Raw genomic sequence first — 22,031 nt, 5'->3', positions numbered from 1 at the left:
AGAGGAGGGAATTACATGCAGACCCCTGTTTCTGTCAATGAGAAAAAAGATTTTATCCGTTGGTTTTTAAACCATTATCAGTTAAAGCGCCGAGAGTGCGTTTGGATCTTGAACTACTTAATGAGCCATGATTCTCTCATGGAGAAGGTTCATTTTGTGGAGCAGGCTGAATTTTGCCCGAGAGGCATTATAATGTCAACACATTGTGTTGAAGAAGTTCCGTTCCGGTTCTATAAAGAGAATGTCATGACTACCGACGCGGAAAAATCTTTTCATGATATTAGATTAAATAAACAGCAGGATTTGTTTATCCAGCTTAATTTCCGTTCGGCTTACAGCTCACCTGAATATGCGGCGGTGCTGGAGTCCAACCCGCATATTCCGAAAAACCTTTTTGAGAATAAAAAAGATCAGGGATTGGCGGAACAGATTTTAGAGCACGCTATTTCCACATTCCAAAGAGAAAAATTATTAAAAGACATTGACGACGCGTTAGATCGTCATGATAAAGAGGCATTTGAACAATTATCGCGCCAATTAAATCAGCTCACATAATATGACCAGCCTTGCAGTGAATTGCAAGGCTTGTTGCCGTAAAGGGGGAGAACGATGAGGTGGAGAATCACTGATGCCAAGGACTATTTACAAGCTAAGGATTACATTGATACCGCTGTCATACCATTAATTAACATAAGGGTTAATAACCATTTTGAAATGGCGGCGGAGAAAGGCGAGTTTACGCAGCTTCTCTCAGAAGAACTTGAAAGGCAGTTAAAGGGACGGGTATATTTACTTCCGCCTTATACATATGTTGATAGAAATGAAATAACCGTTCAAGGGCTTAAGGATTTGCGGGAAGAGCTGATAACGGAATTTCCGCATGTTGTCCTGCTCACATCTGACGAAAGTTGGAGAGCTGAGGATGCGTTAGGCAAAATGATTGTTACACCGTCTGTTCCATTAGAGCATTTAAATGACTCTTTAAAAAGAAAAATATTGGATGAACGCACTGCTGAAATTTTGAACGTTTTGTTACAGTTATGGAGCACTTCATAAAAACACTTACATTTCCTTATAAACAATATTTTGGCTATATTGACCTTGCTAAGAGATTCATATATTATGAGGGTGTCTAGAGTTATTGCAATATTTTCTATTTTAGTCAGTTTGCAGGGGTGACCTAGAGGGGGGAGAAGAGATGGGCGGAAAACATGATATATCCAGACGTCAATTTTTGAATTACACGCTCACAGGCGTAGGAGGTTTTATGGCGGCTAGTATGCTCATGCCTATGGTTCGCTTCGCACTCGACCCGGTATTAAAATCGACAGGGAAGCAGGATATGGTTCAGGTTGTCAGCGTTGATGAGTTGACAAAAGAGCCGCAGCGCTTTGATTTTAAAATTAATCAAGTCGATGCCTGGTATGAGTCAGAAGAGTCAAGATCAGCCTGGGTCTTCAAAAACGGGGATGAAATTGTAGCACTTTCGCCAATTTGTAAACATTTAGGGTGTACGGTGAACTGGAATAGTGATCCTAAAAACCCGAATAAATTCTTTTGTCCATGCCATTACGGACTCTATGAAAAGGACGGCACCAATGTCCCTGGCACGCCGCCGCTTGCGCCTCTTGATCATTATGAGCAAGAAGTAAAAGACGGCTTCCTGTATCTTGGAAAAGCAAAGCCTAAGGGGGAAGGGTGACATGCTGAACAAAATTTATGACTGGGTAGACGAGCGGCTTGATATTACACCGATGTGGAGGGATATTGCCGATCACGAAGTACCGGAACATGTGAATCCCGCCCATCATTTCTCTGCGTTTGTGTATTGCTTTGGGGGACTGACGTTTTTTGTAACCGTTATCCAAGTATTATCTGGAATGTTTTTAACGATGTATTATGTGCCTGATATCAAAAATGCCTGGGAATCGGTATATTATTTGCAAAATGAAGTGGCATTCGGCCAGATTGTCAGGGGGATGCACCACTGGGGTGCGAGCCTGGTCATTGTGATGATGTTTTTACATACGCTGAGGGTCTTTTTCCAAGGCGCGTATAAAAAACCGCGCGAGCTGAACTGGATTGTCGGTGTGCTGATCTTTTTTGTTATGCTCGGTCTTGGCTTTACAGGCTACTTGCTTCCTTGGGATATGAAGGCTCTGTTTGCAACAAAAGTCGGGCTGCAGATCGCCGAAGCCACGCCTTTGATCGGAACGCAGGTTAAAACGCTCCTTGCAGGGCATCCGGATATTGTAGGCGCCCAAACGCTGACTAGGTTTTTTGCGATCCATGTATTTTTTCTTCCTGCCGCATTGTTCGGGCTGATGGCTGCACATTTTATTATGATCCGGAAGCAGGGAATTTCAGGACCGCTTTAAACTCTTGATCTGCGAATAAAAGGGAGGGGATGACATGCACCGGGGCAAAGGGATGAAATTTGTAGGCGACTCAAGGATACCGGCTGAAAAAAAGCCGAATATACCGAAGGATTATTCGGAGTATCCCGGTAAAACAGAGGCTTTCTGGCCAAATTTCTTGTTAAAGGAATGGATGGTTGGAGCTGTCTTTCTCATCGGTTTTCTCGTTTTGACGATTGTGCATCAGCCGCCTTTGGAGCGGATGGCGGACCCGACTGATACTGGTTATATTCCGCTGCCGGATTGGTATTTTCTTTTCTTATACCAGCTGTTGAAGTATGAATACGCCGCTGGAAGCTTTACAGTGGTCGGCGCCATGATTATGCCAGGTCTCGCTTTTGGGGCCCTGCTTTTGGCTCCATTCCTAGACAGAGGGACAGAAAGAAGGCCGTGGAAGCGTCCGGTCGCTGTCGGTATGATGCTTCTGGCCATTTCCGCTGCTGTATTTTTGACGTGGCAGTCAGTTGCTACTCATGACTGGGCCAAGGCAGAAGAACAGGGGAAAATCACAAAAGAAGCCGACATTGACACCAATGCAGAAGGATATAAGGTCTTTAAGGAACAGGGCTGTATTTCTTGCCATGGGGATAACCTTCAGGGAGGAGCGGCTGGGCCTTCATTGGTTGACAGCGGGCTGAAACCGGAAGAAATCAAAAAAATCGCTGTAGAAGGAAAAGGCAAAATGCCGGCGGGTGTGTTCAAAGGAAATGATAAGCAGCTCGAAGAACTTGCAAAATTTATTTCTGAAACAACCGCAAAATAACGTATTGTGAATTGTCAAATGGAAGGATATACTTTTATTATCAAAAGCTGACCCGGCGTCAGCTTTTTTATATGGACATATTATTTTTACAGACTGAGAGTTGATTCGATGTGAAATGGTTTCAATATGTATTAGGGCAGCGGCCGATGCTTATTCTTGTCTTAGCCATTAATTTTCTGGGAACGGTTTACGGCTACTATTGGTACTTGCCGCAGCTTTTGGAGACACCGGCACGTTTCCTGATTTTTGTTCCGGACAGTCCGACAGCAACGTTTTTCTTTCTGTTTGTGCTGCTTGCTTTTCTCATGAAACGGAATGCTCCGCTCTTTGAGGCGCTTGCGCTAGTTACCCTTGTAAAGTATGGCCTATGGGCGGTGGCTATGAATTTTCTTGTGCTTGCAGTAACTGGTGACTTGCCGTGGGAGGGCTACATGCTAATTGCTTCGCATTTTGCAATGGCAGTTCAAGGCGTATTATACAGTCCGTATTTTCGTTTTTCATTTTGGCATCTTGCAATTGCTGCAGTCTGGACACTGCATAACGATGTCATTGACTACTTGTTTGATATGATGCCGCAATACTCTATGCTTTCTGATTATATGACTGAAATAGGATACGGAACATTTTGGCTAAGCATCTTTTCAATCGGGCTTGCTTACTTTCTTGTGGTCTCGAAAAAGCAAACGAAGCTTGAGCTGATGTAAAGACAATGTTGGTCTATCCTTGTCCCTTTCTTCATATTCTGTAAGGAGAGAGAGTGGGAGGGACCTGCATGAAACGAAAGCTGACGATCTGTTTGTTGATTGCACTTATTTTTTATAATGGAAATGCCAAGGCTGCAGAGCGGGGAAGCCTCGAGGAATTGAATGATTTATCCGATACAGTCTTTCAAATGACCCGACAGGCGAAATATGAAGAGGCGCTTCAAGTCTTGGAGTATTTTGAAAAAACATTAAAATCCGCTGAGAAAAAACAGCAAGACCCCATGCTAACGGGAGCCCAAATCCGTCAAATCACATTGGGCTATAATGATATGGTTCGGAGTTTAAAGCAAGCTGATACATCAGACACACAAAAACTCAGAGCAGCCGCGCAGTTCAGAATGCTAATGGATGCGGTTGACAATCGGTCTGACCCGCTTTGGGGTTCACTGGAAAAACCGATTATGGAAGCTTTTACTGAGCTGAAGCGAGATGTCCAAAAGAATGGAAGCACAAGCTTTCATGAAAAATGGAATGAATTTATCAGTTTATATGACTTGATTTACCCTAGTCTTACAATCGATGTATCAGAGGATCAGCTTGAAACAGTCGGAAAACATATAGATGTTATTGAGCAAGAGGAATTTCAGCAAATGACAGAGAGCACGAAGCTTGAACGGCTTTCCCTTCTTCAGCATGACCTGAAAAATGTGTTTGACAGGGTGGAGGAGGATGATGCCGATCCGTCTTTACTCTGGGTGATGATTACAACCGGCAGTATCATCATTACTGCTCTCACCTATGTCGGTTACAGAAAGTACAAGGCGGAAAAAAACAAGCTGAAAAAAAGGGACTACCCTAAATAAGGATGAGGGGCGGCGGTCAGCCGCCTTTTTTCTATTACATGTCAGCGCGGAAGCGGATTTTTATTTTCATCAAGCGTAAATCCTTCTCCGAGCACATCGTGAACATCGCTTACCGCTACAAAGGCATGGGGATCAATGGAGTTAATCACGCTTTTCAGCATCACCAATTCGTTTTTCGGCACCACACAATAAAGTACATCTATATCCTCTTTTGTGTAGGAACCTTGTCCTTTCAAAATGGTGACGCCCCGTTCCATTTCTTCAAGAATCTTTTTCTGAATCAGGTCGTTTTTCGAAGAGATGATCGTAGCGCCTTTAGCAGCGTATCCGCCTTCCTGAATAAAATCAATTAATCTTGCAGCTACAAATACAGCTACCAGCGTATACATCGCTTCTTTATAGGAGAGATAAGTAAGCAAAGACAAAATGATGACGCAGGCATCGAAAGCAAACATCGTTCTGCCCATCGGGATCCCAAAATACTTATTCACTAAACGTGCGATGATATCAACACCGCCTGTCGTACCGCCGAACTTAAAAATAATTCCCAATCCGGCTCCGATGAATACGCCGGCAAATAAAGCGGCGAGCGCTAAGTCGTGCTGAAGGGGCATATGTATTTCATATCGCTGAAAGATGCTGAGGAACAAAGACAAGGCTACAGTGCCGACAAGGGTATAAACAAACATTGTCCTGCCGAGCAAACGCCAGCCAATAAAAAAAATCGGAATGTTCAACACCAGGTTCGAGATAGAGGGGCTGATGTGGAAAAGGGCATAAAGCAAAAGTGTAATACCTGTAAAACCGCCCTCAGCCAGATTGTTCTGCATATTGAAATGAACCAAGCCAAATGAAAAAATTGCCGCTCCGATTAAAATAAAAAATATGTTTTTTAATCTAATTTCTCCAAGCATCACACAAAACCCCTTTTCCTTCCATTAGATAGCGTTTATATTATAGTGGATGAAAAAGAAAACAGCAAACGTGCTTAAACATTTGTCAAACGTATCTGAATTAGCTAACATGTAAGAGGATGATAGGAGGTTTCGTTCAGTGAGTGATAAAACAATGAAAGACATACAGGCTGAAGTAGACCGTTACATCGGCCAATTTAAAGAAGGATATTTTAGCCCGCTGGCCATGATGGCGAGGCTGACTGAAGAACTGGGCGAGCTTGCCAGAGAAGTGAATCACCGTTATGGAGAAAAACCAAAAAAAGCGACTGAAGATGATAAAAGCATGGAAGAGGAAATGGGCGATGTGCTATTTGTATTGGTTTGTTTAGCCAACTCTCTTGATATCTCTTTAGAGGAAGCTCACGACCGAGTCATGCATAAATTTAATACAAGAGATAAAGATCGCTGGACCAGAAAAGAAGAAGGAAAGTAGAGGAGATCAAGATGTCAAACGAAACAATTAAAGTAGTCATTGCGGGACCGCGCGGAAGAATGGGGCAGGAAGCTGTTAAATTGGCAGAACGAACACCTCATTTTGACCTTGTCGGGGCCATAGACCATACATACGATCAGCAAAAATTATCTGATGTGATGCCTGTTGAGTCAGATGCTTTCATTTACACAGATATCCATGCCTGCTTTACAGAAACACAACCGGATGTCTTGATTGATTTAACAACGCCCGAAATCGGAAAAGTACATACAAAAATTGCATTAGAGCACGGAGTCCGTCCAGTTGTCGGAACAACCGGTTTCTCAGAAGCTGATTTAAAAGAGCTCACGTCTTTAACAGAAGAAAAAGGGATCGGAGCCATCATCGCGCCAAATTTTGCGCTCGGTGCGATACTGATGATGAAATTTTCAAAAATGGCTGCCAACTATTTTGAGGATGTTGAGATTATTGAGCTTCATCATGACCAGAAGCTTGACGCACCAAGCGGAACTGCGCTTAAAACAGCGGAAATGATTTCAGAAGTCCGTAAAGAAAAGCAGCAAGGACATCCGGATGAAAAAGAAATTCTCCCAGGAGCAAGAGGAGCGGAGCAAAACGGCATTCGCTTGCACAGCGTCCGTCTTCCGGGACTGATCGCGCATCAGGAGGTCATGTTCGGCATGGATGGCCAAACGCTTCAGATACGCCATGATTCTTATAACCGCGCTTCTTTCATGTCAGGCGTTAAACTGTCAGTCGAACAAGTCATGAAGATTGATCAGCTTGTGTACGGTTTAGAAAATATCATTGATTAGACGGGGGGATAAACAATGAAAATTGCTTTGATCGCGCATGACAAGAAAAAACAGGACATGGTTCAATTTACGACTGCCTATCGGGATATTTTAAAGAATCATGATCTATACGCAACCGGAACCACAGGGTTGAAAATTCAAGAGGCGACAGGTCTTCAAATTGAACGTTTTCAATCCGGCCCTTTAGGGGGAGACCAGCAAATCGGTGCACTGATCGCTGCCAATGCACTCGATCTTGTCATTTTTTTGCGCGACCCGCTGACCGCGCAGCCGCATGAACCGGATGTCTCGGCATTAATCCGGTTATGTGATGTGTATTCCATTCCGCTCGCCACAAATATGGGTACTGCGGAAATTCTTGTCCGCACACTTGATGAAGGTGTTTTCGAATTCCGTGACCTTCTTCGGGGAGAAGAGCCGAATGTATAATGCTGACGTTCTTGCTTTTGGCGCCCACAGTGATGATGTCGAGATCGGAATGGGCGGCACAATAGCGAAGTTTGTCAAACAGGGAAAAAAAGTAATGATATGCGACTTGACAGAAGCGGAACTCTCTTCTAACGGTACGGTCAGTTTACGTAAAGAAGAAGCAGCTGAAGCAGCCCGCATATTAGGCGCAGATAAAAGAATTCAGCTGACGCTTCCAGACCGCGGCCTAATAATGAGTGATCAGGCAATTCGGTCGATTGTCACTGTCATCAGAACCTGCCGCCCAAAAGCGGTTTTTATGCCGTATAAAAAGGATCGCCATCCGGATCACGGCAATGCGGCTGCACTGGTGGAAGAAGCGATCTTTTCCGCCGGAATCCATAAATATAAAGACGAAAAAAGCCTTCCGGCGCATAAAGTCAGCAAGGTTTACTATTATATGATAAATGGTTTTCATCAGCCGGATTTTGTTATTGATATCTCGGATACAATAGAGGCAAAGAAACTAAGCCTCAACGCCTACAAAAGCCAGTTTATCCCGTCAAAGGATTCAGTTTCTACTCCTCTGACGAATGGGTATATTGAGATCGTTGAAGCGAGAGAAAAGCTTTACGGTAAAGAAGCGGGCGTGGAGTATGCCGAAGGTTTCTTTTCCAAACGGATGCTGATGCTTGATCATGATGTGCTTGGGGGCGAACAATGAGAAAACTAAAAATAGGAATCACATGCTATCCGAGCGTTGGAGGCTCAGGTATCATTGCGACAGAACTGGGGAAGCAGCTTGCTGAAAAGGGACATGAAATCCATTTCATCACATCAAGCATTCCGTTTAGACTGAATACATATCATCCCAATATTCATTTTCATGAAGTTGAGGTTAATCAATATGCTGTTTTTAAATATCCTCCGTATGACTTGACATTGGCAAGCAAAATCGCAGAGGTGGCGGAACGGGAGAATTTAGACATTATCCATGCTCACTATGCTCTCCCGCATGCCGTTTGCGCCTATCTTGCAAAACAAATGCTGAAACGCAATATCGGCATTGTTACAACTTTGCATGGCACGGATATCACGGTGTTAGGTTATGATCCGTCTCTAAAAGATCTGATCCGTTTTGCTATTGAGTCATCAGACAGGGTGACTGCCGTCTCCTCAGCGCTTGCGGCTGAAACGTACGATTTAATTAAACCGGAGAAAAAAATTGAAACGATTTATAACTTTATAGACGAGCGCGTGTATCTGAAGAAAAACACAGCGGTGATTAAAGAGAAACATGGAATTTTACCAGATGAAAAAGTCGTCATCCATGTGTCCAACTTTAGAAAGGTTAAACGCGTGCAGGATGTCATCCGTGTGTTCCGCAATATCGCTGGCAAAACGAAAGCGAAGCTGCTTTTAGTCGGAGACGGTCCGGAGAAATCGACAGCCTGCGAGCTTATCAGAAAATATGGCTTGGAAGACCAAGTCTTAATGCTTGGAAATCAAGACCGTGTTGAAGAGCTTTATTCTATTAGCGATTTGAAGCTGCTGCTATCTGAAAAAGAAAGCTTCGGCCTTGTCCTGCTTGAAGCGATGGCTTGCGAAGTGCCTTGTATCGGAACAAACATTGGCGGTATCCCTGAGGTTATTAAAAACAATGTGAGCGGATTTTTGGTGGATGTCGGTGATGTTGCGGCCGCAACAGCCCGCGCGATGAGCATTTTAGAAGATGAACAGCTAAGCAATCGTTTTACAAAGGCGGCAATAGAGATGCTTGAAAATGAATTTTCTTCCCAAAAAATTGTCAGCCAGTATGAACAGATTTATGCCGATTTAGCAGAACCGGAGTGATCACATGGAAAAAGTTTTTATCAAAGCACTTCCCGTGCTCCGCATCTTAATCGAAGCGGGCCATCAGGCTTATTTTGTCGGGGGCGCAGTTCGTGACAGCTATATGAAACGAACGATCGGAGATGTCGATATCGCGACAGATGCGGCACCTGATCAAGTAGAACGGCTGTTTCAGCGAACTGTTGATGTAGGCAAAGAGCACGGGACCATTATTGTGCTCTGGGAGGATGAAACCTATGAAGTCACGACATTCCGGACTGAATCTGATTATGTTGATTTCAGAAGACCGTCAGAAGTGCAATTTATCTCATCATTAGAAGAGGATCTAAAACGAAGAGATTTAACGATCAATGCGATGGCCATGACAGCGGAGGGGAAGGTGCTTGATTATTTTGGCGGCAAGAAAGATATTGATCAGAAAGTGATTCGAACCGTTGGAAAGCCTGAGGATAGATTTCAAGAGGATGCGCTTCGTATGCTGAGAGCCGTACGTTTTATGAGCCAGCTTGGCTTTACGCTTTCACCGGAAACAGAAGAAGCCATTGCGAAAGAAAAATCACTCCTCTCCCATGTTTCAGTCGAACGAAAAACTATAGAGTTCGAGAAATTGCTGCAGGGAAGAGCTTCTCGCCAGGCGCTTCAAACGCTCATTCAAACGAGATTGTATGAAGAGCTTCCTGGTTTTTATCATAAACGAGAAAACCTGATTTCAACGAGTGAGTTTCCATTCTTCTCTTTAACATCCCGTGAGGAGCTTTGGGCTGCTCTTTTAATTAACCTTGGCATAGTCTTGAAAGACGCGCCCCTTTTCCTGAAAGCCTGGAAGCTCCCGGGAAAAGTGATCAAGGAAGCCATTCACATTGCTGATACGTTTGGCCAGAGCCTTGACGTAATGACAATGTACAGAGCTGGGGAAAAAGCACTGCTCTCTGCGGCCAAAATATCGCAGCTTCGGCAAAACGAAAAACTGGATGAAAAGAAACTGAAGGATATTCAGTACGCTTATCAAAACCTGCCGATCAAAAGCCTTAAGGATCTTGATATCACGGGTAAGGACTTGCTTGCGCTTCGAAACCGACCGGCCGGAAAATGGGTGTCGGAAGAATTACAGCGGATCGAGCAGGCTGTTGTGACAGGGAAGCTCTCCAATCAAAAGAAACACATAGAGGAGTGGCTGAAGACATGCGGTCAACATTAAGAAAAGACCTTATTGAATTATTTTCTCAGGCCGGCAATGAATTTATTTCCGGCCAAAAAATCAGTGATGCTCTCGGCTGTTCAAGAACTGCTGTGTGGAAGCATATTAAAGAGCTTCGGAAAGAGGGTTATGAAGTAGAAGCCGTTAGAAGAAAAGGATATCGGCTCATCAAAAAACCCGGAAAACTCAGTGAAAGCGAAATTCGTTTTGGATTAAAAACGGAAGTGATGGGCCAGCATCTTATTTACCATGACGTTCTTTCAAGCACGCAAAAAACGGCTCATGAGCTCGCGAATAATAACGCACCGGAAGGCACCCTCGTGGTGGCTGACAAACAAACAGCCGGAAGGGGCCGAATGTCTAGGGTATGGCATTCTCAAGAAGGAAACGGTGTTTGGATGAGCCTGATTTTGCGGCCTGACATTCCGCTCCAAAAAACACCGCAGCTGACTCTGCTTGCTGCAGTAGCTGTTGTGCAGGGAATAGAAGAGGCAGCAGGCATCCAAACGGATATTAAATGGCCAAATGATATTTTGATTAACGGAAAAAAAACAGTCGGCATCCTAACGGAAATGCAGGCTGAAGAAGACCGCGTACGTTCAGTGATCATTGGGATCGGCATTAACGTTAACCAGCAGCCTAATGATTTTCCAGATGAATTGAAGGACATCGCGACAAGCCTCAGCCAAGCTGCTGGGGAAAAAATTGATCGGGCCGGCGTCATCCAGCATATTTTACTATGCTTTGAGAAACGGTACCGGGATTATATGACGCACGGATTTACGCCGATTAAGCTTTTATGGGAAAGCTATGCGCTCGGTATTGGCACTAATATGAGAGCCAGAACGTTAAACGGAACCTTTTACGGTAAGGCGTTAGGTATAGATGATGAAGGCGTTCTGCTTTTAGAAACGAACGAAGGCATTAAAAAAATCTATTCTGCCGATATCGAATTGGGCTAATGTGTTGGTACAAGCCCGTTGATTTTGGTATACTTCCATTGGGCAGTATCGCCTGCGAACTGCACCTATTATTAAAATAGATAGACATTGCAGCAGTCTGCCTTGATCCAAAAAAGGACTGGGACAGAGGGATGAAACTCGCCGAACTTTAGAAAGTGAAGAATCCTTCTCGTTGTAACGGAAGGTTTTTTGGCTTGCAGAAGAACACGGCAGATCATCTCCTCTAAACATGAGGAGGAGAAAACATGAAAACAAAACTGGATTTTCTAAAAATGAAGGAGTCTGAAGAACCGATTGTCATGCTGACCGCTTATGATTATCCGGCAGCTAAACTTGCTGAACAAGCGGGAGTTGACATGATTTTAGTCGGTGATTCACTTGGAATGGTCGTCCTCGGCCTTGATTCAACTGTCGGTGTGACAGTTGCGGACATGATCCATCATACAAAAGCCGTTAAAAGGGGTGCGCCGAATACCTTTATTGTGACAGATATGCCGTTTATGTCTTATCACCTGTCTAAGGAAGATACGCTGAAAAATGCAGCGGCTATCGTTCAGGAAAGCGGAGCTGACGCACTGAAGCTTGAGGGCGGAGAAGGCGTGTTTGAATCCATTCGCGCATTGACGCTTGGAGGCATTCCAGTAGTCAGTCACTTAGGTTTGACACCGCAGTCAGTCGGCGTACTGGGCGGCTATAAAGTACAGGGCAAAGACGAACAAAGCGCCAAAAAATTAATAGAAGACAGTATAAAATGCGAAGAAGCAGGAGCTATGATGCTTGTGCTGGAATGTGTGCCGGCAGAACTCACAGCCAAAATTGCCGAAACGCTAAGCATACCGGTCATTGGAATCGGTGCTGGTGTGAAAGCGGACGGACAAGTTCTCGTTTATCATGATATTATTGGCCACGGTGTTGAGAGAACACCTAAATTTGTAAAGCAATATACGCGCATTGATGAAAACATCGAAACAGCAATCAGCGGATATGTTCAGGATGTAAGACATCGTGCTTTCCCTGAACAAAAGCATTCCTTTCAAATGAACCAGACAGTGCTGGACGGCTTGTACGGGGGAAAATAAGATGAGACAGATTACTGATATTTCACAGCTGAAAGAAGCCATAAAACAATATCATTCTGAGGGCAAGTCAATTGGATTTGTTCCGACGATGGGGTTTCTGCATGAGGGCCATCTAACCTTAGCAGACAAAGCAAGACAAGAAAACGATGCCGTTATTATGAGTATTTTTGTGAATCCTGCACAATTCGGCCCTAATGAAGATTTTGAAGCATATCCGCGCGATATTGAGCGGGATGCAGCTCTTGCAGAAAACGCCGGAGTCGATATTTTATTTACGCCAGATGCTCATGATATGTATCCCGGTGAAAAGAATGTCACGATTCATGTAGAAAGACGCACAGACGTGTTATGCGGGCGCTCAAGAGAAGGACATTTTGACGGGGTCGCGATCGTACTGACGAAGCTTTTCAACCTAGTCAAGCCGACTCGTGCCTATTTCGGTTTAAAAGATGCGCAGCAGGTAGCTGTTGTTGATGGGTTAATCAGTGACTTCTTCATGGATATTGAATTGGTTCCTGTCGATACGGTCAGAGAGGAAGACGGCTTAGCCAAAAGCTCTCGCAATGTATACTTAACAGCTGAAGAAAGAAAAGAAGCGCCTAAGCTGTATCGGGCCCTTCAAACAAGTGCGGAGCTGATCCAAGCCGGTGAAAGAGATCCTGAAGCGGTGATAAAAGCTGCAAAAGAAATCATTGAAACGACAAGCGGAACCATAGACTATGTGGAGCTTTATTCCTATCCGGAACTCGAGCCTGTGAATGAAATTGCTGGAAAGATGATTCTCGCTGTTGCAGTTGCTTTTTCAAAAGCGCGTTTAATAGATAATATCATTATTGATATTCGAGAAATGGAGAGAATATAATATGTATCGAACAATGATGAGCGGCAAGCTTCACAGGGCAACTGTTACGGAAGCAAACCTGAACTATGTGGGAAGCATTACAATTGATGAAGATCTCATTGATGCTGTGGGAATGCTCCCTAATGAAAAAGTACAAATTGTGAATAATAATAATGGAGCACGTCTTGAAACGTATATTATTCCTGGTAAACGGGGAAGCGGCGTCATATGCTTAAACGGTGCAGCCGCACGCCTTGTGCAGGAAGGAGATAAGGTCATTATTATTTCCTACAAAATGATGTCTGATCAAGAAGCGGCAAGCCACGAGCCGAAAGTGGCTGTTCTGAATGATCAAAACAAAATTGAACAAATGCTGGGAAACGAACCAGCCCGTACAATTTTGTAGAAGAAAAGCCCCCTTTATCGGGGGTTTTCTTTTAAGATTTTGAGAGTAAAACGGTTTTGCCGCTCCATTTCCGTACAAAACGTGTTACACTTTTGTCGTATGCAAGAATTGAGGTGTCCATTTTAATGAATAAGCAACGGTTCGTTGTTATAGATGTAGAGACAACAGGGAATTCGCCGAAGAAAGGCGATAAAATCATACAAATCGCAGCGGTTGTAATCGAAAATGGACAAATTACTGAGCGGTTTTCAAAATACATTAATCCAAATAAATCAATCCCTGCTTTTATTGAGCAGCTTACTGGAATCTCTAATCAAATGGTAGAAAATGAACAGCCATTTGAAGCAGTTGCTGAAGAAGTATTCCAATTGCTTGATGGCGCTTATTTTGTCGCCCACAATATCCATTTTGACCTTGGATTTGTCAAGTATGAGCTGCATAAGGCGGGCTTTCAGCTCCCAGATTGTGAAGTGCTTGATACTGTCGAGCTCTCACGCATTGTTTTTCCGGGATTTGAAGGGTATAAGCTGACGGAATTAAGCGAGGAGCTTCAGCTGCGGCATGATCAGCCGCACCGGGCTGACAGCGATGCTGAAGTGACAGGGCTTATTTTTTTGGAAATCCTTGAAAAGCTGCGGCAGCTTCCTTATCCGACATTAAAGCAGTTAAGAAGGCTTTCGCAGCATTTCATCAGTGATCTGACGCATTTGTTGGATATGTTCATTAATGAAAACAGACATACCGAGATACCGGGCTATACGCGCTTTTCTTCGTTTTCTGTCAGAGAACCTGAAGCTATCGATGCTCGTATAAATGAGGACGAGAACTTCTCATTTGAGATCGAAAGCTGGGAAGCGGGAAATGAAAAAGCGCTGTCAGAGTTAATGCCTGGGTATGAAAAAAGAGACGGCCAAATGATGATGATGAGAGAGGTGGCTGATGCGTTTGCCAATCGTGAGCATGCGCTGATTGAAGCTCCTCCGGGAATCGGAAAAACGATTGGCTATCTTATTCCGGCTGCGCTTTTTGCCAAGAAATCAAAAAAGCCAGTCATTATCAGCACGTATTCGACGCTTTTACAGCAGCAGATTCTCACAAAGGATTTGCCGATTGTCCAAGATCTGTTTCCATTTCCGGTAACAGCGGCGATTTTAAAAGGGCAATCGCATTATTTATGCCTGTATAAATTTGAGCAGGTCCTTCATGAAGAAGATGATAATTATGATGCCGTACTGACAAAGGCACAGCTTCTCGTTTGGCTGACAGAGACAGATACAGGAGATGTAGCGGAACTGAATTTGCCTTCAGGCGGAAAATTGCTGTGGGACAGATTGGCTTATGACGATGACTCCTATAAAAGAAGTCGCAGTGAGCATGTGATCGGTTTTTACGAGCGAGCCAAACAGATTGCTATGCGCTCCGATTTGGTGATCACCAATCATTCCCTTTTGCTGACCGATGAAGCCAGCCAGAAAAAAAGGCTTCCCGAAAGCGGCACATTTATTATTGATGAAGCACACCATTTTGAACGTGCGGCAAGCGAACATTTAGGGAAAAGAGCCACGTACATAGAATTGCATACGAAATTGAGCAGAATCGGCACTCTGAAGGAGCAGGGACTTCTAAAAAAGATGAGACAGCTATTCCAGCGAAACAGCCTGCCGGTTGATTCATTTTTCGAATTGGAAGAGTGGCTTCAGCACGTTCAAGCAGAAAGTGATGCTTTCTTCAGCTCTGTACATTCTTTTGTCAAACGAAGAAAACCTAAAGAAGACTTAAACCGTCTAGTGTTTAAGGTGAACAAAGAAAGCCAGGATAAAAGCTGGTCGATCTTAACGGATGGTGCGGAGAGGCTTTGTTCCATGCTGACACATTTGCAACAGCTTTTTGAGGCGCAGTCATCCCTGATGGAAAAACATTTGAAGGGCATGAAGAGCAAAAACGTCTTTTTAGCCGATGAATACCAAAGAAGCATGAAAGGCTTGCAGCATTACTGTCAGACGTTGCAGAAGCTCTTCTTTGGATCTGATGACGATGAAGCGGTTTGGATTGAAATAGATGCAAAGGGTGCGAAAAATGCAGTGGCCATTTACGCACAGCCTCTTGAACCTGGTGAACTTCTGGCTGATCAGTTTTTCGCGCGCAAAAATAGTGTGGTGCTGACATCTGCAACCCTTACAGTCGAAGGTTCTTTTCAATTTATGATTGAACGACTGGGACTGAGTGACTTTTTCCCGCGGACAATGAGAATTGAGTCACCCTTTTCTTACGATGAGCGTATGCAGGTGATGATTCCAAAAGAAATGAAATCAATTCAGGATACAGGGCAACCTGAATTTATACAGGATACAGCCCGTTATATCGAACTGATGGCAAAGGAAAAACAGCCTAAAATTCTTGTGCTGTTTACATCCCATGATATGCTGAAAAAGGTTCACCAGGAGCTTAAGCATAACATGAGTGCTTCCGGCATTCAGCTCTTGGCACAAGGGATTACAGGCGGAAGTCCCGGCAAACTGATGAAGACTTTTAAAACATCCAATCAGGCGATCCTGCTCGGAACAAATCATTTTTGGGAAGGCGTTGATTTCCCTGGTGATGAGCTGACGACAGTAATGATCGTGAGGCTCCCATTCCGGTCCCCTGATCACCCGCTTCATGCTGCAAAATGTGAGCTTGCCCGCAAAAAAGGAAAGAATCCGTTTCAAACAGTGTCATTACCGGAAGCTGTGCTGACCTTCAGGCAAGGAATCGGACGCTTGCTGCGTTCTGCGGGAGACAAGGGAACGATTATTATATTGGACAGACGGATTAAAACCGCTGGTTACGGCCGGCTGTTTCTTGATGCCTTGCCGACAACCTCAGTATCCGAAATGACTGACAGCGAGCTTGAAGCTTATGTTGCAGGGGAAAAAGAATAAAAGCCGCATAAAGCGGCTTTTGCGGTGTGGGAGTAGGATGGTGTTTTATTTAAAAGCGGATTTCCCGCTCTGTGATACTAGTATGGCGTGTCCTGAAATGGAGTATGACTAACAATATTTGTTCAAACTGGAGGATGAAAAAATGGAAAGTAAAATCGAAATTCTTTCAACAATTAATGTAGAGCATTCTGATGATCTGTATAAAATTGTGGACACATTGAATCGTACACTGAAAAGAGACAATCTGATGTTCGGCCTTGCGCTGGATGAAGAAAACAAAAACCAAGCCGTTTTTACCATTTATCGTACGTAGGTGAGAAGATGAGAAAAAAAGCATTAATATTTACCGTCATTTTTGGTATTATTTTTTTAGCAGTACTTCTTGTCTCGGCAAGCATTTATAAATCAGCCATGGCACAAAAGGAAGAGGGGCACGAAGCAGCAGCTGCTGAAGCTAAAAAAGAAACCGATCTCGCCAATGTTGATCAAGTCGAAACATTTGTCGGAAAAGAAAAATATTATGTTGTAAAGGGAACGGATAAAAAAGGCACTGCATTATATGTCTGGGTTCCTGCTGATAAAAAAGCAAAAATTCTCTCAAAAGAAGCGAAAGAGGGAATCTCTGAAGACAAAGCGGCGAAAATCATAAAGGATGAAGGGCTGGTTTCAAAGCAAAAAGAGGTTCATCTGGCAAGAGAAGGAAACGTCCTGCTTTGGGAAGTGACGTACTTAGACAAAGAAGGGCAATACAGTTTAAGTTATGTGGACTTTACAACTGGAAAGATTCTCAAAAATATCACGCCTTAAGACGAATTAGGGGGAGTTCAAGTTGAAACTGGCAAAAAGAGTATCCGCATTAACACCATCAACCACTCTGGCAATCACAGCGAAAGCGAAAGAACTGAAAGCCGCAGGCCATGATGTCATCGGCTTAGGAGCAGGCGAACCTGACTTCAATACACCGCAGCATATTATTGATGCCGCTGTGCGTTCGATGAACGAGGGCCATACGAAATACACGCCTTCCGGTGGTTTGGCTGAACTGAAAAACAGCATTGCAGAGAAATTTAAACGCGACCAGAATATTGAATACAAACCGTCTCAAATTATTGTCTGCACTGGTGCCAAACATGCTCTGTATACCCTTTTCCAAGTGATTTTGGATGAAGAAGATGAAGTTATTATTCCAACGCCTTACTGGGTAAGCTATCCGGAGCAGGTGAAACTCGCTGGCGGAAAGCCTGTTTATGTAGAAGGGCTTGAGGAAAATCACTTCAAAATTTCGCCTGAGCAGCTGAAAAATGCAATTACGGAAAAAACAAAAGCAATCGTTATTAACTCTCCAAGCAACCCGACTGGTGTCATGTATACGGAAGAAGAACTATCTGCACTCGGTGAAGTGTGCCTTGAACATGATATCTTGATTGTGTCAGATGAAATTTATGAAAAACTTACATACGGCGGAAAGAAACATGTTTCCATTGCACAGCTGTCAGACAGACTGAAAGAACAAACGGTCATTATAAACGGCGTATCGAAGTCCCACAGCATGACAGGCTGGAGAATCGGTTATGCGGCAGGCTCTGAAGACATTATTAAAGCGATGACGAACCTTGCAAGCCACAGTACGTCAAACCCGACATCAATCGCACAGTACGGAGCGATTGCTGCTTATAACGGGCCTTCTGAGCCATTGGAAGAAATGAGAGAAGCATTTGAACATAGATTAAATACGATCTATGCAAAGCTTATAGAAATCCCAGGGTTCAGCTGTGTGAAGCCGGAAGGTGCTTTTTACTTGTTCCCGAATGCAAAAGAGGCAGCTCAATCTTGCGGTTTCAAAGATGTAGATGAATTTGTTAAAGCACTTCTCGAGGAGGAAAAAGTTGCGATTGTTCCAGGATCCGGATTTGGCTCTCCTGAGAATGTCCGTCTTTCTTATGCAACATCGTTAGATCTTCTTGAAAAAGCCATTGAAAGAATCAAGCGTTTTGTAGAAAAACATAGCTAACAGATCAAAAAGCGGCTGACAGAAAAGCCGCTTTTTATCTGCATTGACCCGGTTAGTTAAGAGCGGGTATAATAAAGTGATGATAAAAGAGTTCGCGGGGCAATGAGCTTCCGAATGTCTTTCTTGTTTTGGAGGGAAATATGTTGAAAACAACAATCAACCAAGTGTACAAGCACGTAGGTGAGGAAGTAACGATCGGAGCTTGGGTCGCTAATAAGCGTTCAAGCGGGAAAATTGCGTTTTTACAGCTTCGGGACGGTACCGGTTTTATTCAGGGTGTCGTAGTAAAAGCGGAAGTGGAAGAAAGCATTTTCCAAACAGCTAAATCAGTGACGCAGGAAACGTCGCTCTATATAAAAGGGATTGTCAAAGAGGACGAGCGTTCTCCGCTTGGATATGAACTTGCTGTGACAGATATTGAAGTCATTCACGAAGCGACCGATTATCCAATTACACCAAAAGAACACGGAACGGAATTTTTGATGGATCACAGACATTTATGGCTGCGTTCAAAGCGCCAGCATGCGATCATGAAAATCCGTAATGAAATCATTCGCGCGACTTACGAATTCTTTAATAACGAAGGCTTCGTAAAAGTGGATCCGCCGATTCTGACTGGAAGTGCACCTGAAGGAACAACAGAACTCTTTGCGACAAAGTACTTTGATGAAGATGCATATCTGTCTCAAAGCGGCCAGCTCTACATGGAAGCTGCGGCAATGGCTTTAGGAAAAGTATTCTCTTTCGGACCGACATTCAGAGCGGAAAAGTCTAAAACAAAGCGTCACTTAATCGAATTCTGGATGATCGAACCGGAAATGGCGTTTGTAGAATTTGAAGAAAACCTTCAAGTACAGGAAAATTACGTTTCTTTCATCGTGCAATCAGTTCTTAAGAATTGCAAAATTGAATTAAACACATTGGGAAGAGACACGTCAAAACTTGAGCAAATCAAAGCTCCATTCCCAAGAATCACGTATGATGAAGCGATTGAATTTCTGAAAGAAAAAGGCTTTGACGATATCGAGTGGGGAGATGATTTCGGAGCGCCTCATGAAACAGCGATTGCTGAACACTATGACAAACCGGTATTCATCACTCGCTATCCGACGTCCTTAAAACCGTTCTATATGCAGCCGGCTTCTGACCGTGAGGACGTTGTGCTTTGCGCTGACTTGATTGCGCCGGAAGGCTATGGAGAAATCATCGGCGGATCTGAACGGATTCACGATATGGAACTTCTGGAATCTCGTCTTAAAGAACATGGACTGGATTCTGACGCATATAAATGGTATGCTGAACTTAGAAAATATGGATCAGTTCCTCATTCCGGCTTCGGCCTTGGATTAGAGCGGACAGTAGCTTGGATCAGCGGAGCGCCTCACGTTCGTGAAACGATTCCGTTCCCAAGACTGTTAAACCGTCTGTATCCGTAATACATTCAAATGAAACAAAAAAGAGTCTCCTGCAAGGGAGACTTTTTACAGTAAAGGGGCAATCACAATCCTTTACAGTAAGAGGTGTGACGATGAAAAAACAGCAATTTATTGATATGCAGGAGCAGGGAACATCAACCATCCCCAATCTTCTGCTTACGCATTATAAACAGCTTGGGCTTAATGAAACAGAACTTATTCTGCTGTTAAAAATTAAAATGCATTTAGAAAAAGGATCATATTTTCCTACACCGAATCAGCTGCAGGAAGGTATGTCAATTTCTGTTGAAGAATGCACAAACAGATTGCGGATGTTTATTCAAAAAGGCTTTCTGTTTATTGAAGAATGCGAGGATCAAAACGGCATCAAATTTGAGAAATATTCTCTTCAGCCTTTATGGGGCAAGCTGTACGAGTATATTCAGCTTGCACAGAATCAAACACAGGAAAGAAAAGCAGAAGGGGAACAAAAAAGCCTTTATACCATTTTTGAGGAAGAGTTCGCAAGGCCGTTATCGCCTTTGGAGTGTGAAACGCTGGCGATCTGGCAGGACCAGGATCAGCATGACGCACAACTGATCAAACACGCGTTAAAAGAGGCTGTACTATCAGGAAAACTCAGTTTCCGCTACATTGACCGGATTTTGTTTGAATGGAAGAAAAACGGGCTTAAAACTGTGGAGCAAGCAAAAATACACAGCCAAAAATTCCGGCGTGTACAAGCAAAGCAGAATGAACCGCAAAAAGAGTATAAAAGGCAGGTTCCTTTTTACAATTGGCTTGAACAATAAAGTGAAAAGGTGACAATCGTGTTAAATCTAAAACAAATTGAATTCTGTTTAGACAAGATAGGTGACATGTTTCCTCATGCGGAGTGTGAACTGGTTCATTCCAATCCTTTTGAATTAGTGGTGGCTGTAGCTTTATCTGCGCAATGTACAGATGCACTTGTAAACAGAGTGACCAAAACATTATTCCAAAAATATAAACGGCCGGAAGACTATTTGGCTGTTCCGCTGGAAGAGCTTCAGCAGGATATTAAATCAATCGGTTTATATCGTAATAAAGCGAAAAATATTCAAAAGCTGAGTAAAATGATTATTGAAGATTACGGCGGAGAAGTGCCGAGAGACCGCGATGAGCTTGTCAAACTGCCAGGGGTCGGGAGAAAGACCGCAAACGTAGTGGTATCCGTTGCGTTTGGCGTGCCGGCCATTGCCGTAGATACCCATGTGGAGAGAGTCAGCAAACGATTGGGCATTTGCCGGTGGAAGGACTCGGTTCTGGAAGTTGAAAAGACGCTGATGCGCAAGGTTCCCAAAGAAGACTGGTCCGTTACGCATCACCGGCTTATTTTCTTCGGCAGATATCACTGTAAAGCCCAATCTCCGCGCTGTGCGGAGTGTCCGCTGCTTTCTTTATGCAGAGAAGGGCAGAAGAGGGATAAAAAAGGACTGGTGAAACGATGACGCAAGCAAAAGAAGTGTTGGCTTCCTATGAGCAATACTTGCGCAGTCTTGGCCAGAAGAGTTCCTCGGATATGAAGAAAACCTTGCAGACCAATCCCGTGTATTTTGATTTCTGCACGGAATTACAAGGCGATTTGCCATGGGAGGACAGCGGGAAATACGTTCCGCTTTTATTTGAAGTGTGGGATGACATCAAAGCATCACTTCTCCCAGTCTTTCAAACACGAAAATCGAGATGTGACCAAAACGAAATGTTAAAGGGCATTGTGTGTTTGCTGGCTTCGTTACATTGGACAGCAGGTGAGCCGGTGAAATCGCTCGATTGGCAAGAACTGAGGGAGAAATCATATCCCGCAAAGCCGATTAATTGGGCTGAACGAGTGGAATTTATTCTTCTTAAGCCGACCCAATACCATTGCTTTATTCAGCTTGATGAGCTGATTACCGAAATGAAAAAGCATTTTTATAAATATCATGCGATGAATCGATAAAACC

26 protein-coding genes are annotated in these 22,031 nt (G+C 43.7%); 25 read left to right on the top strand and 1 reads right to left on the bottom strand.

The annotated features are described in order from the left end of the window. Positions 1 to 15: 15 nt before the first annotated feature. The 7 genes from ACFVP7_RS12815 to ypjB all read left to right on the top strand — a co-directional run bounded on the left by ACFVP7_RS12815 (position 16) and on the right by ypjB (position 4,747). Positions 16 to 555 (top strand): ReoY family proteolytic degradation factor, encoded by a 540-nt coding sequence (locus ACFVP7_RS12815; RefSeq protein ID WP_004399171.1) that lies wholly within the window; start codon positions 16 to 18, stop codon positions 553 to 555. Positions 556 to 609: 54 nt separating this feature from the next. Continuing rightward, positions 610 to 1,056 (top strand): YpiF family protein, encoded by a 447-nt coding sequence (locus tag ACFVP7_RS12810; RefSeq protein WP_338730527.1) that lies wholly within the window; start codon positions 610 to 612, stop codon positions 1,054 to 1,056. Between the two features lie 142 nt (positions 1,057 to 1,198). After that, positions 1,199 to 1,702, top strand: a complete 504-nt coding sequence (locus ACFVP7_RS12805) for a ubiquinol-cytochrome c reductase iron-sulfur subunit (protein WP_003230627.1) — start codon at positions 1,199 to 1,201, stop codon at positions 1,700 to 1,702. Between the two features lies 1 nt (position 1,703). Continuing rightward, positions 1,704 to 2,378, top strand: a complete 675-nt coding sequence (qcrB, locus tag ACFVP7_RS12800; RefSeq protein WP_003225560.1) for a menaquinol-cytochrome c reductase cytochrome b subunit — start codon at positions 1,704 to 1,706, stop codon at positions 2,376 to 2,378. 34 nt (positions 2,379 to 2,412) lie between these two features. Next, positions 2,413 to 3,180: a menaquinol-cytochrome c reductase cytochrome b/c subunit gene (locus tag ACFVP7_RS12795; protein ID WP_004398051.1), complete on the top strand. Its 768-nt coding sequence runs from the start codon at positions 2,413 to 2,415 to the stop codon at positions 3,178 to 3,180. A gap of 110 nt (positions 3,181 to 3,290) precedes the next feature. Continuing rightward, positions 3,291 to 3,884: a DUF1405 domain-containing protein gene (locus tag ACFVP7_RS12790; RefSeq protein ID WP_017696530.1), complete on the top strand. Its 594-nt coding sequence runs from the start codon at positions 3,291 to 3,293 to the stop codon at positions 3,882 to 3,884. A 68-nt stretch (positions 3,885 to 3,952) separates the two neighbouring features. Continuing rightward, on the top strand, positions 3,953 to 4,747 hold the full coding sequence (gene ypjB, locus ACFVP7_RS12785) for a sporulation protein YpjB (RefSeq protein WP_015251822.1): 795 nt from the start codon (positions 3,953 to 3,955) through the stop codon (positions 4,745 to 4,747). Positions 4,748 to 4,788: 41 nt separating this feature from the next. On the opposite strand, the gene ACFVP7_RS12780 is transcribed toward ypjB, so the two are convergent. Continuing rightward, positions 4,789 to 5,661, bottom strand: coding sequence for a YitT family protein (locus ACFVP7_RS12780; protein ID WP_003230635.1), 873 nt, complete (start codon positions 5,659 to 5,661; stop codon positions 4,789 to 4,791). A gap of 139 nt (positions 5,662 to 5,800) precedes the next feature. On the opposite strand from ACFVP7_RS12780, the gene ACFVP7_RS12775 reads away from it, so the two are divergent. The 18 genes from ACFVP7_RS12775 (at position 5,801) to ACFVP7_RS12690 (ending at position 22,027) form a co-directional block, all read left to right on the top strand. Next, complete coding sequence (locus tag ACFVP7_RS12775; protein WP_004398044.1) at positions 5,801 to 6,136, top strand: nucleotide pyrophosphohydrolase; 336 nt, start codon at positions 5,801 to 5,803, stop codon at positions 6,134 to 6,136. Positions 6,137 to 6,147: 11 nt separating this feature from the next. After that, complete coding sequence (gene dapB / locus ACFVP7_RS12770; protein ID WP_003230638.1) at positions 6,148 to 6,951, top strand: 4-hydroxy-tetrahydrodipicolinate reductase; 804 nt, start codon at positions 6,148 to 6,150, stop codon at positions 6,949 to 6,951. 15 nt (positions 6,952 to 6,966) lie between these two features. Further along, positions 6,967 to 7,380 (top strand): methylglyoxal synthase, encoded by a 414-nt coding sequence (gene mgsA / locus ACFVP7_RS12765; RefSeq protein WP_014477171.1) that lies wholly within the window; start codon positions 6,967 to 6,969, stop codon positions 7,378 to 7,380. After that, positions 7,373 to 8,083 (top strand): bacillithiol biosynthesis deacetylase BshB1, encoded by a 711-nt coding sequence (bshB1, locus tag ACFVP7_RS12760; protein ID WP_217019534.1) that lies wholly within the window; start codon positions 7,373 to 7,375, stop codon positions 8,081 to 8,083. The genes mgsA and bshB1 overlap by 8 nt, the downstream gene beginning before the upstream one ends. Continuing rightward, positions 8,080 to 9,213, top strand: coding sequence for an N-acetyl-alpha-D-glucosaminyl L-malate synthase BshA (gene bshA, locus ACFVP7_RS12755; protein ID WP_338730526.1), 1,134 nt, complete (start codon positions 8,080 to 8,082; stop codon positions 9,211 to 9,213). The genes bshB1 and bshA overlap by 4 nt, the downstream gene beginning before the upstream one ends. Positions 9,214 to 9,217: 4 nt before the next feature. Beyond that, positions 9,218 to 10,411: a CCA tRNA nucleotidyltransferase gene (locus ACFVP7_RS12750; protein ID WP_338730525.1), complete on the top strand. Its 1,194-nt coding sequence runs from the start codon at positions 9,218 to 9,220 to the stop codon at positions 10,409 to 10,411. Beyond that, on the top strand, positions 10,396 to 11,373 hold the full coding sequence (locus tag ACFVP7_RS12745) for a biotin--[acetyl-CoA-carboxylase] ligase (protein ID WP_338730524.1): 978 nt from the start codon (positions 10,396 to 10,398) through the stop codon (positions 11,371 to 11,373). Before ACFVP7_RS12750 ends, ACFVP7_RS12745 begins: the two co-directional genes overlap by 16 nt. 245 nt (positions 11,374 to 11,618) lie before the next feature. Then, positions 11,619 to 12,452, top strand: a complete 834-nt coding sequence (gene panB / locus ACFVP7_RS12740) for a 3-methyl-2-oxobutanoate hydroxymethyltransferase (protein WP_095431525.1) — start codon at positions 11,619 to 11,621, stop codon at positions 12,450 to 12,452. Position 12,453: 1 nt separating this feature from the next. Further along, complete coding sequence (gene panC, locus ACFVP7_RS12735) at positions 12,454 to 13,314, top strand: pantoate--beta-alanine ligase (RefSeq protein WP_024571841.1); 861 nt, start codon at positions 12,454 to 12,456, stop codon at positions 13,312 to 13,314. A gap of 1 nt (position 13,315) precedes the next feature. Further along, positions 13,316 to 13,699, top strand: coding sequence for an aspartate 1-decarboxylase (gene panD, locus ACFVP7_RS12730; RefSeq protein ID WP_003225586.1), 384 nt, complete (start codon positions 13,316 to 13,318; stop codon positions 13,697 to 13,699). Between the two features lie 125 nt (positions 13,700 to 13,824). After that, the gene (gene dinG / locus ACFVP7_RS12725) at positions 13,825 to 16,620 is read left to right on the top strand and encodes an ATP-dependent DNA helicase DinG (RefSeq protein WP_338730523.1); all 2,796 of its coding nucleotides are present in this window, start codon (positions 13,825 to 13,827) and stop codon (positions 16,618 to 16,620) included. Positions 16,621 to 16,762: 142 nt separating this feature from the next. Then, positions 16,763 to 16,933, top strand: coding sequence for a YpmA family protein (locus tag ACFVP7_RS12720; RefSeq protein WP_003225588.1), 171 nt, complete (start codon positions 16,763 to 16,765; stop codon positions 16,931 to 16,933). A gap of 8 nt (positions 16,934 to 16,941) precedes the next feature. After that, positions 16,942 to 17,427 (top strand): cell wall elongation/penicillin-binding protein regulator TseB, encoded by a 486-nt coding sequence (tseB, locus tag ACFVP7_RS12715; RefSeq protein WP_014477164.1) that lies wholly within the window; start codon positions 16,942 to 16,944, stop codon positions 17,425 to 17,427. A 22-nt stretch (positions 17,428 to 17,449) separates the two neighbouring features. Beyond that, complete coding sequence (aspB, locus tag ACFVP7_RS12710) at positions 17,450 to 18,631, top strand: aspartate transaminase AspB (RefSeq protein WP_003230667.1); 1,182 nt, start codon at positions 17,450 to 17,452, stop codon at positions 18,629 to 18,631. A gap of 143 nt (positions 18,632 to 18,774) precedes the next feature. Next, positions 18,775 to 20,067, top strand: a complete 1,293-nt coding sequence (gene asnS, locus ACFVP7_RS12705) for an asparagine--tRNA ligase (RefSeq protein ID WP_004398777.1) — start codon at positions 18,775 to 18,777, stop codon at positions 20,065 to 20,067. Positions 20,068 to 20,159: 92 nt separating this feature from the next. Beyond that, positions 20,160 to 20,858, top strand: a complete 699-nt coding sequence (dnaD, locus tag ACFVP7_RS12700) for a DNA replication protein DnaD (protein WP_004398499.1) — start codon at positions 20,160 to 20,162, stop codon at positions 20,856 to 20,858. A gap of 18 nt (positions 20,859 to 20,876) precedes the next feature. Beyond that, positions 20,877 to 21,536 (top strand): endonuclease III, encoded by a 660-nt coding sequence (gene nth / locus ACFVP7_RS12695; protein WP_009967580.1) that lies wholly within the window; start codon positions 20,877 to 20,879, stop codon positions 21,534 to 21,536. Next, entirely contained in the window at positions 21,533 to 22,027 is a 495-nt protein-coding gene (locus ACFVP7_RS12690; protein ID WP_009967579.1) for a YpoC family protein, read from the top strand. Before nth ends, ACFVP7_RS12690 begins: the two co-directional genes overlap by 4 nt. Positions 22,028 to 22,031: the final 4 nt, after the last annotated feature.

Origin of the sequence: Bacillus sp. SG20033 (assembly GCF_044570195.1) — a bacterium.
Classification (GTDB): domain Bacteria; phylum Bacillota; class Bacilli; order Bacillales; family Bacillaceae; genus Bacillus; species Bacillus subtilis.
Note: the sequence above shows the minus strand (reverse complement) of the source record. Positions and strands in the feature narration are given on the sequence as shown.

What these genes read in the sequence shown, in the direction of transcription:
- qcrB (WP_003225560.1), top strand. Translation starts at nt 1,704, where the DNA reads ATGCTGAACAAAATTTATGACTGGGTAGACGAGCGGCTTGATATTACA.
- panD (WP_003225586.1), top strand. Translation starts at nt 13,316, where the DNA reads ATGTATCGAACAATGATGAGCGGCAAGCTTCACAGGGCAACTGTTACG.
- ACFVP7_RS12690 (WP_009967579.1), top strand. Translation starts at nt 21,533, where the DNA reads ATGACGCAAGCAAAAGAAGTGTTGGCTTCCTATGAGCAATACTTGCGC.
- panB (WP_095431525.1), top strand. Translation starts at nt 11,619, where the DNA reads ATGAAAACAAAACTGGATTTTCTAAAAATGAAGGAGTCTGAAGAACCG.
- ACFVP7_RS12720 (WP_003225588.1), top strand. Translation starts at nt 16,763, where the DNA reads ATGGAAAGTAAAATCGAAATTCTTTCAACAATTAATGTAGAGCATTCT.
- mgsA (WP_014477171.1), top strand. Translation starts at nt 6,967, where the DNA reads ATGAAAATTGCTTTGATCGCGCATGACAAGAAAAAACAGGACATGGTT.
- ACFVP7_RS12815 (WP_004399171.1), top strand. Translation starts at nt 16, where the DNA reads ATGCAGACCCCTGTTTCTGTCAATGAGAAAAAAGATTTTATCCGTTGG.
- bshA (WP_338730526.1), top strand. Translation starts at nt 8,080, where the DNA reads ATGAGAAAACTAAAAATAGGAATCACATGCTATCCGAGCGTTGGAGGC.
- ACFVP7_RS12745 (WP_338730524.1), top strand. Translation starts at nt 10,396, where the DNA reads ATGCGGTCAACATTAAGAAAAGACCTTATTGAATTATTTTCTCAGGCC.
- dapB (WP_003230638.1), top strand. Translation starts at nt 6,148, where the DNA reads ATGTCAAACGAAACAATTAAAGTAGTCATTGCGGGACCGCGCGGAAGA.
- ACFVP7_RS12805 (WP_003230627.1), top strand. Translation starts at nt 1,199, where the DNA reads ATGGGCGGAAAACATGATATATCCAGACGTCAATTTTTGAATTACACG.
- tseB (WP_014477164.1), top strand. Translation starts at nt 16,942, where the DNA reads ATGAGAAAAAAAGCATTAATATTTACCGTCATTTTTGGTATTATTTTT.
- ACFVP7_RS12810 (WP_338730527.1), top strand. Translation starts at nt 610, where the DNA reads ATGAGGTGGAGAATCACTGATGCCAAGGACTATTTACAAGCTAAGGAT.
- ypjB (WP_015251822.1), top strand. Translation starts at nt 3,953, where the DNA reads ATGAAACGAAAGCTGACGATCTGTTTGTTGATTGCACTTATTTTTTAT.
- dinG (WP_338730523.1), top strand. Translation starts at nt 13,825, where the DNA reads ATGAATAAGCAACGGTTCGTTGTTATAGATGTAGAGACAACAGGGAAT.
- bshB1 (WP_217019534.1), top strand. Translation starts at nt 7,373, where the DNA reads ATGTATAATGCTGACGTTCTTGCTTTTGGCGCCCACAGTGATGATGTC.
- panC (WP_024571841.1), top strand. Translation starts at nt 12,454, where the DNA reads ATGAGACAGATTACTGATATTTCACAGCTGAAAGAAGCCATAAAACAA.
- ACFVP7_RS12795 (WP_004398051.1), top strand. Translation starts at nt 2,413, where the DNA reads ATGCACCGGGGCAAAGGGATGAAATTTGTAGGCGACTCAAGGATACCG.
- ACFVP7_RS12750 (WP_338730525.1), top strand. Translation starts at nt 9,218, where the DNA reads ATGGAAAAAGTTTTTATCAAAGCACTTCCCGTGCTCCGCATCTTAATC.
- dnaD (WP_004398499.1), top strand. Translation starts at nt 20,160, where the DNA reads ATGAAAAAACAGCAATTTATTGATATGCAGGAGCAGGGAACATCAACC.
- ACFVP7_RS12780 (WP_003230635.1), bottom strand. Translation starts at nt 5,661, where the DNA reads ATGCTTGGAGAAATTAGATTAAAAAACATATTTTTTATTTTAATCGGA.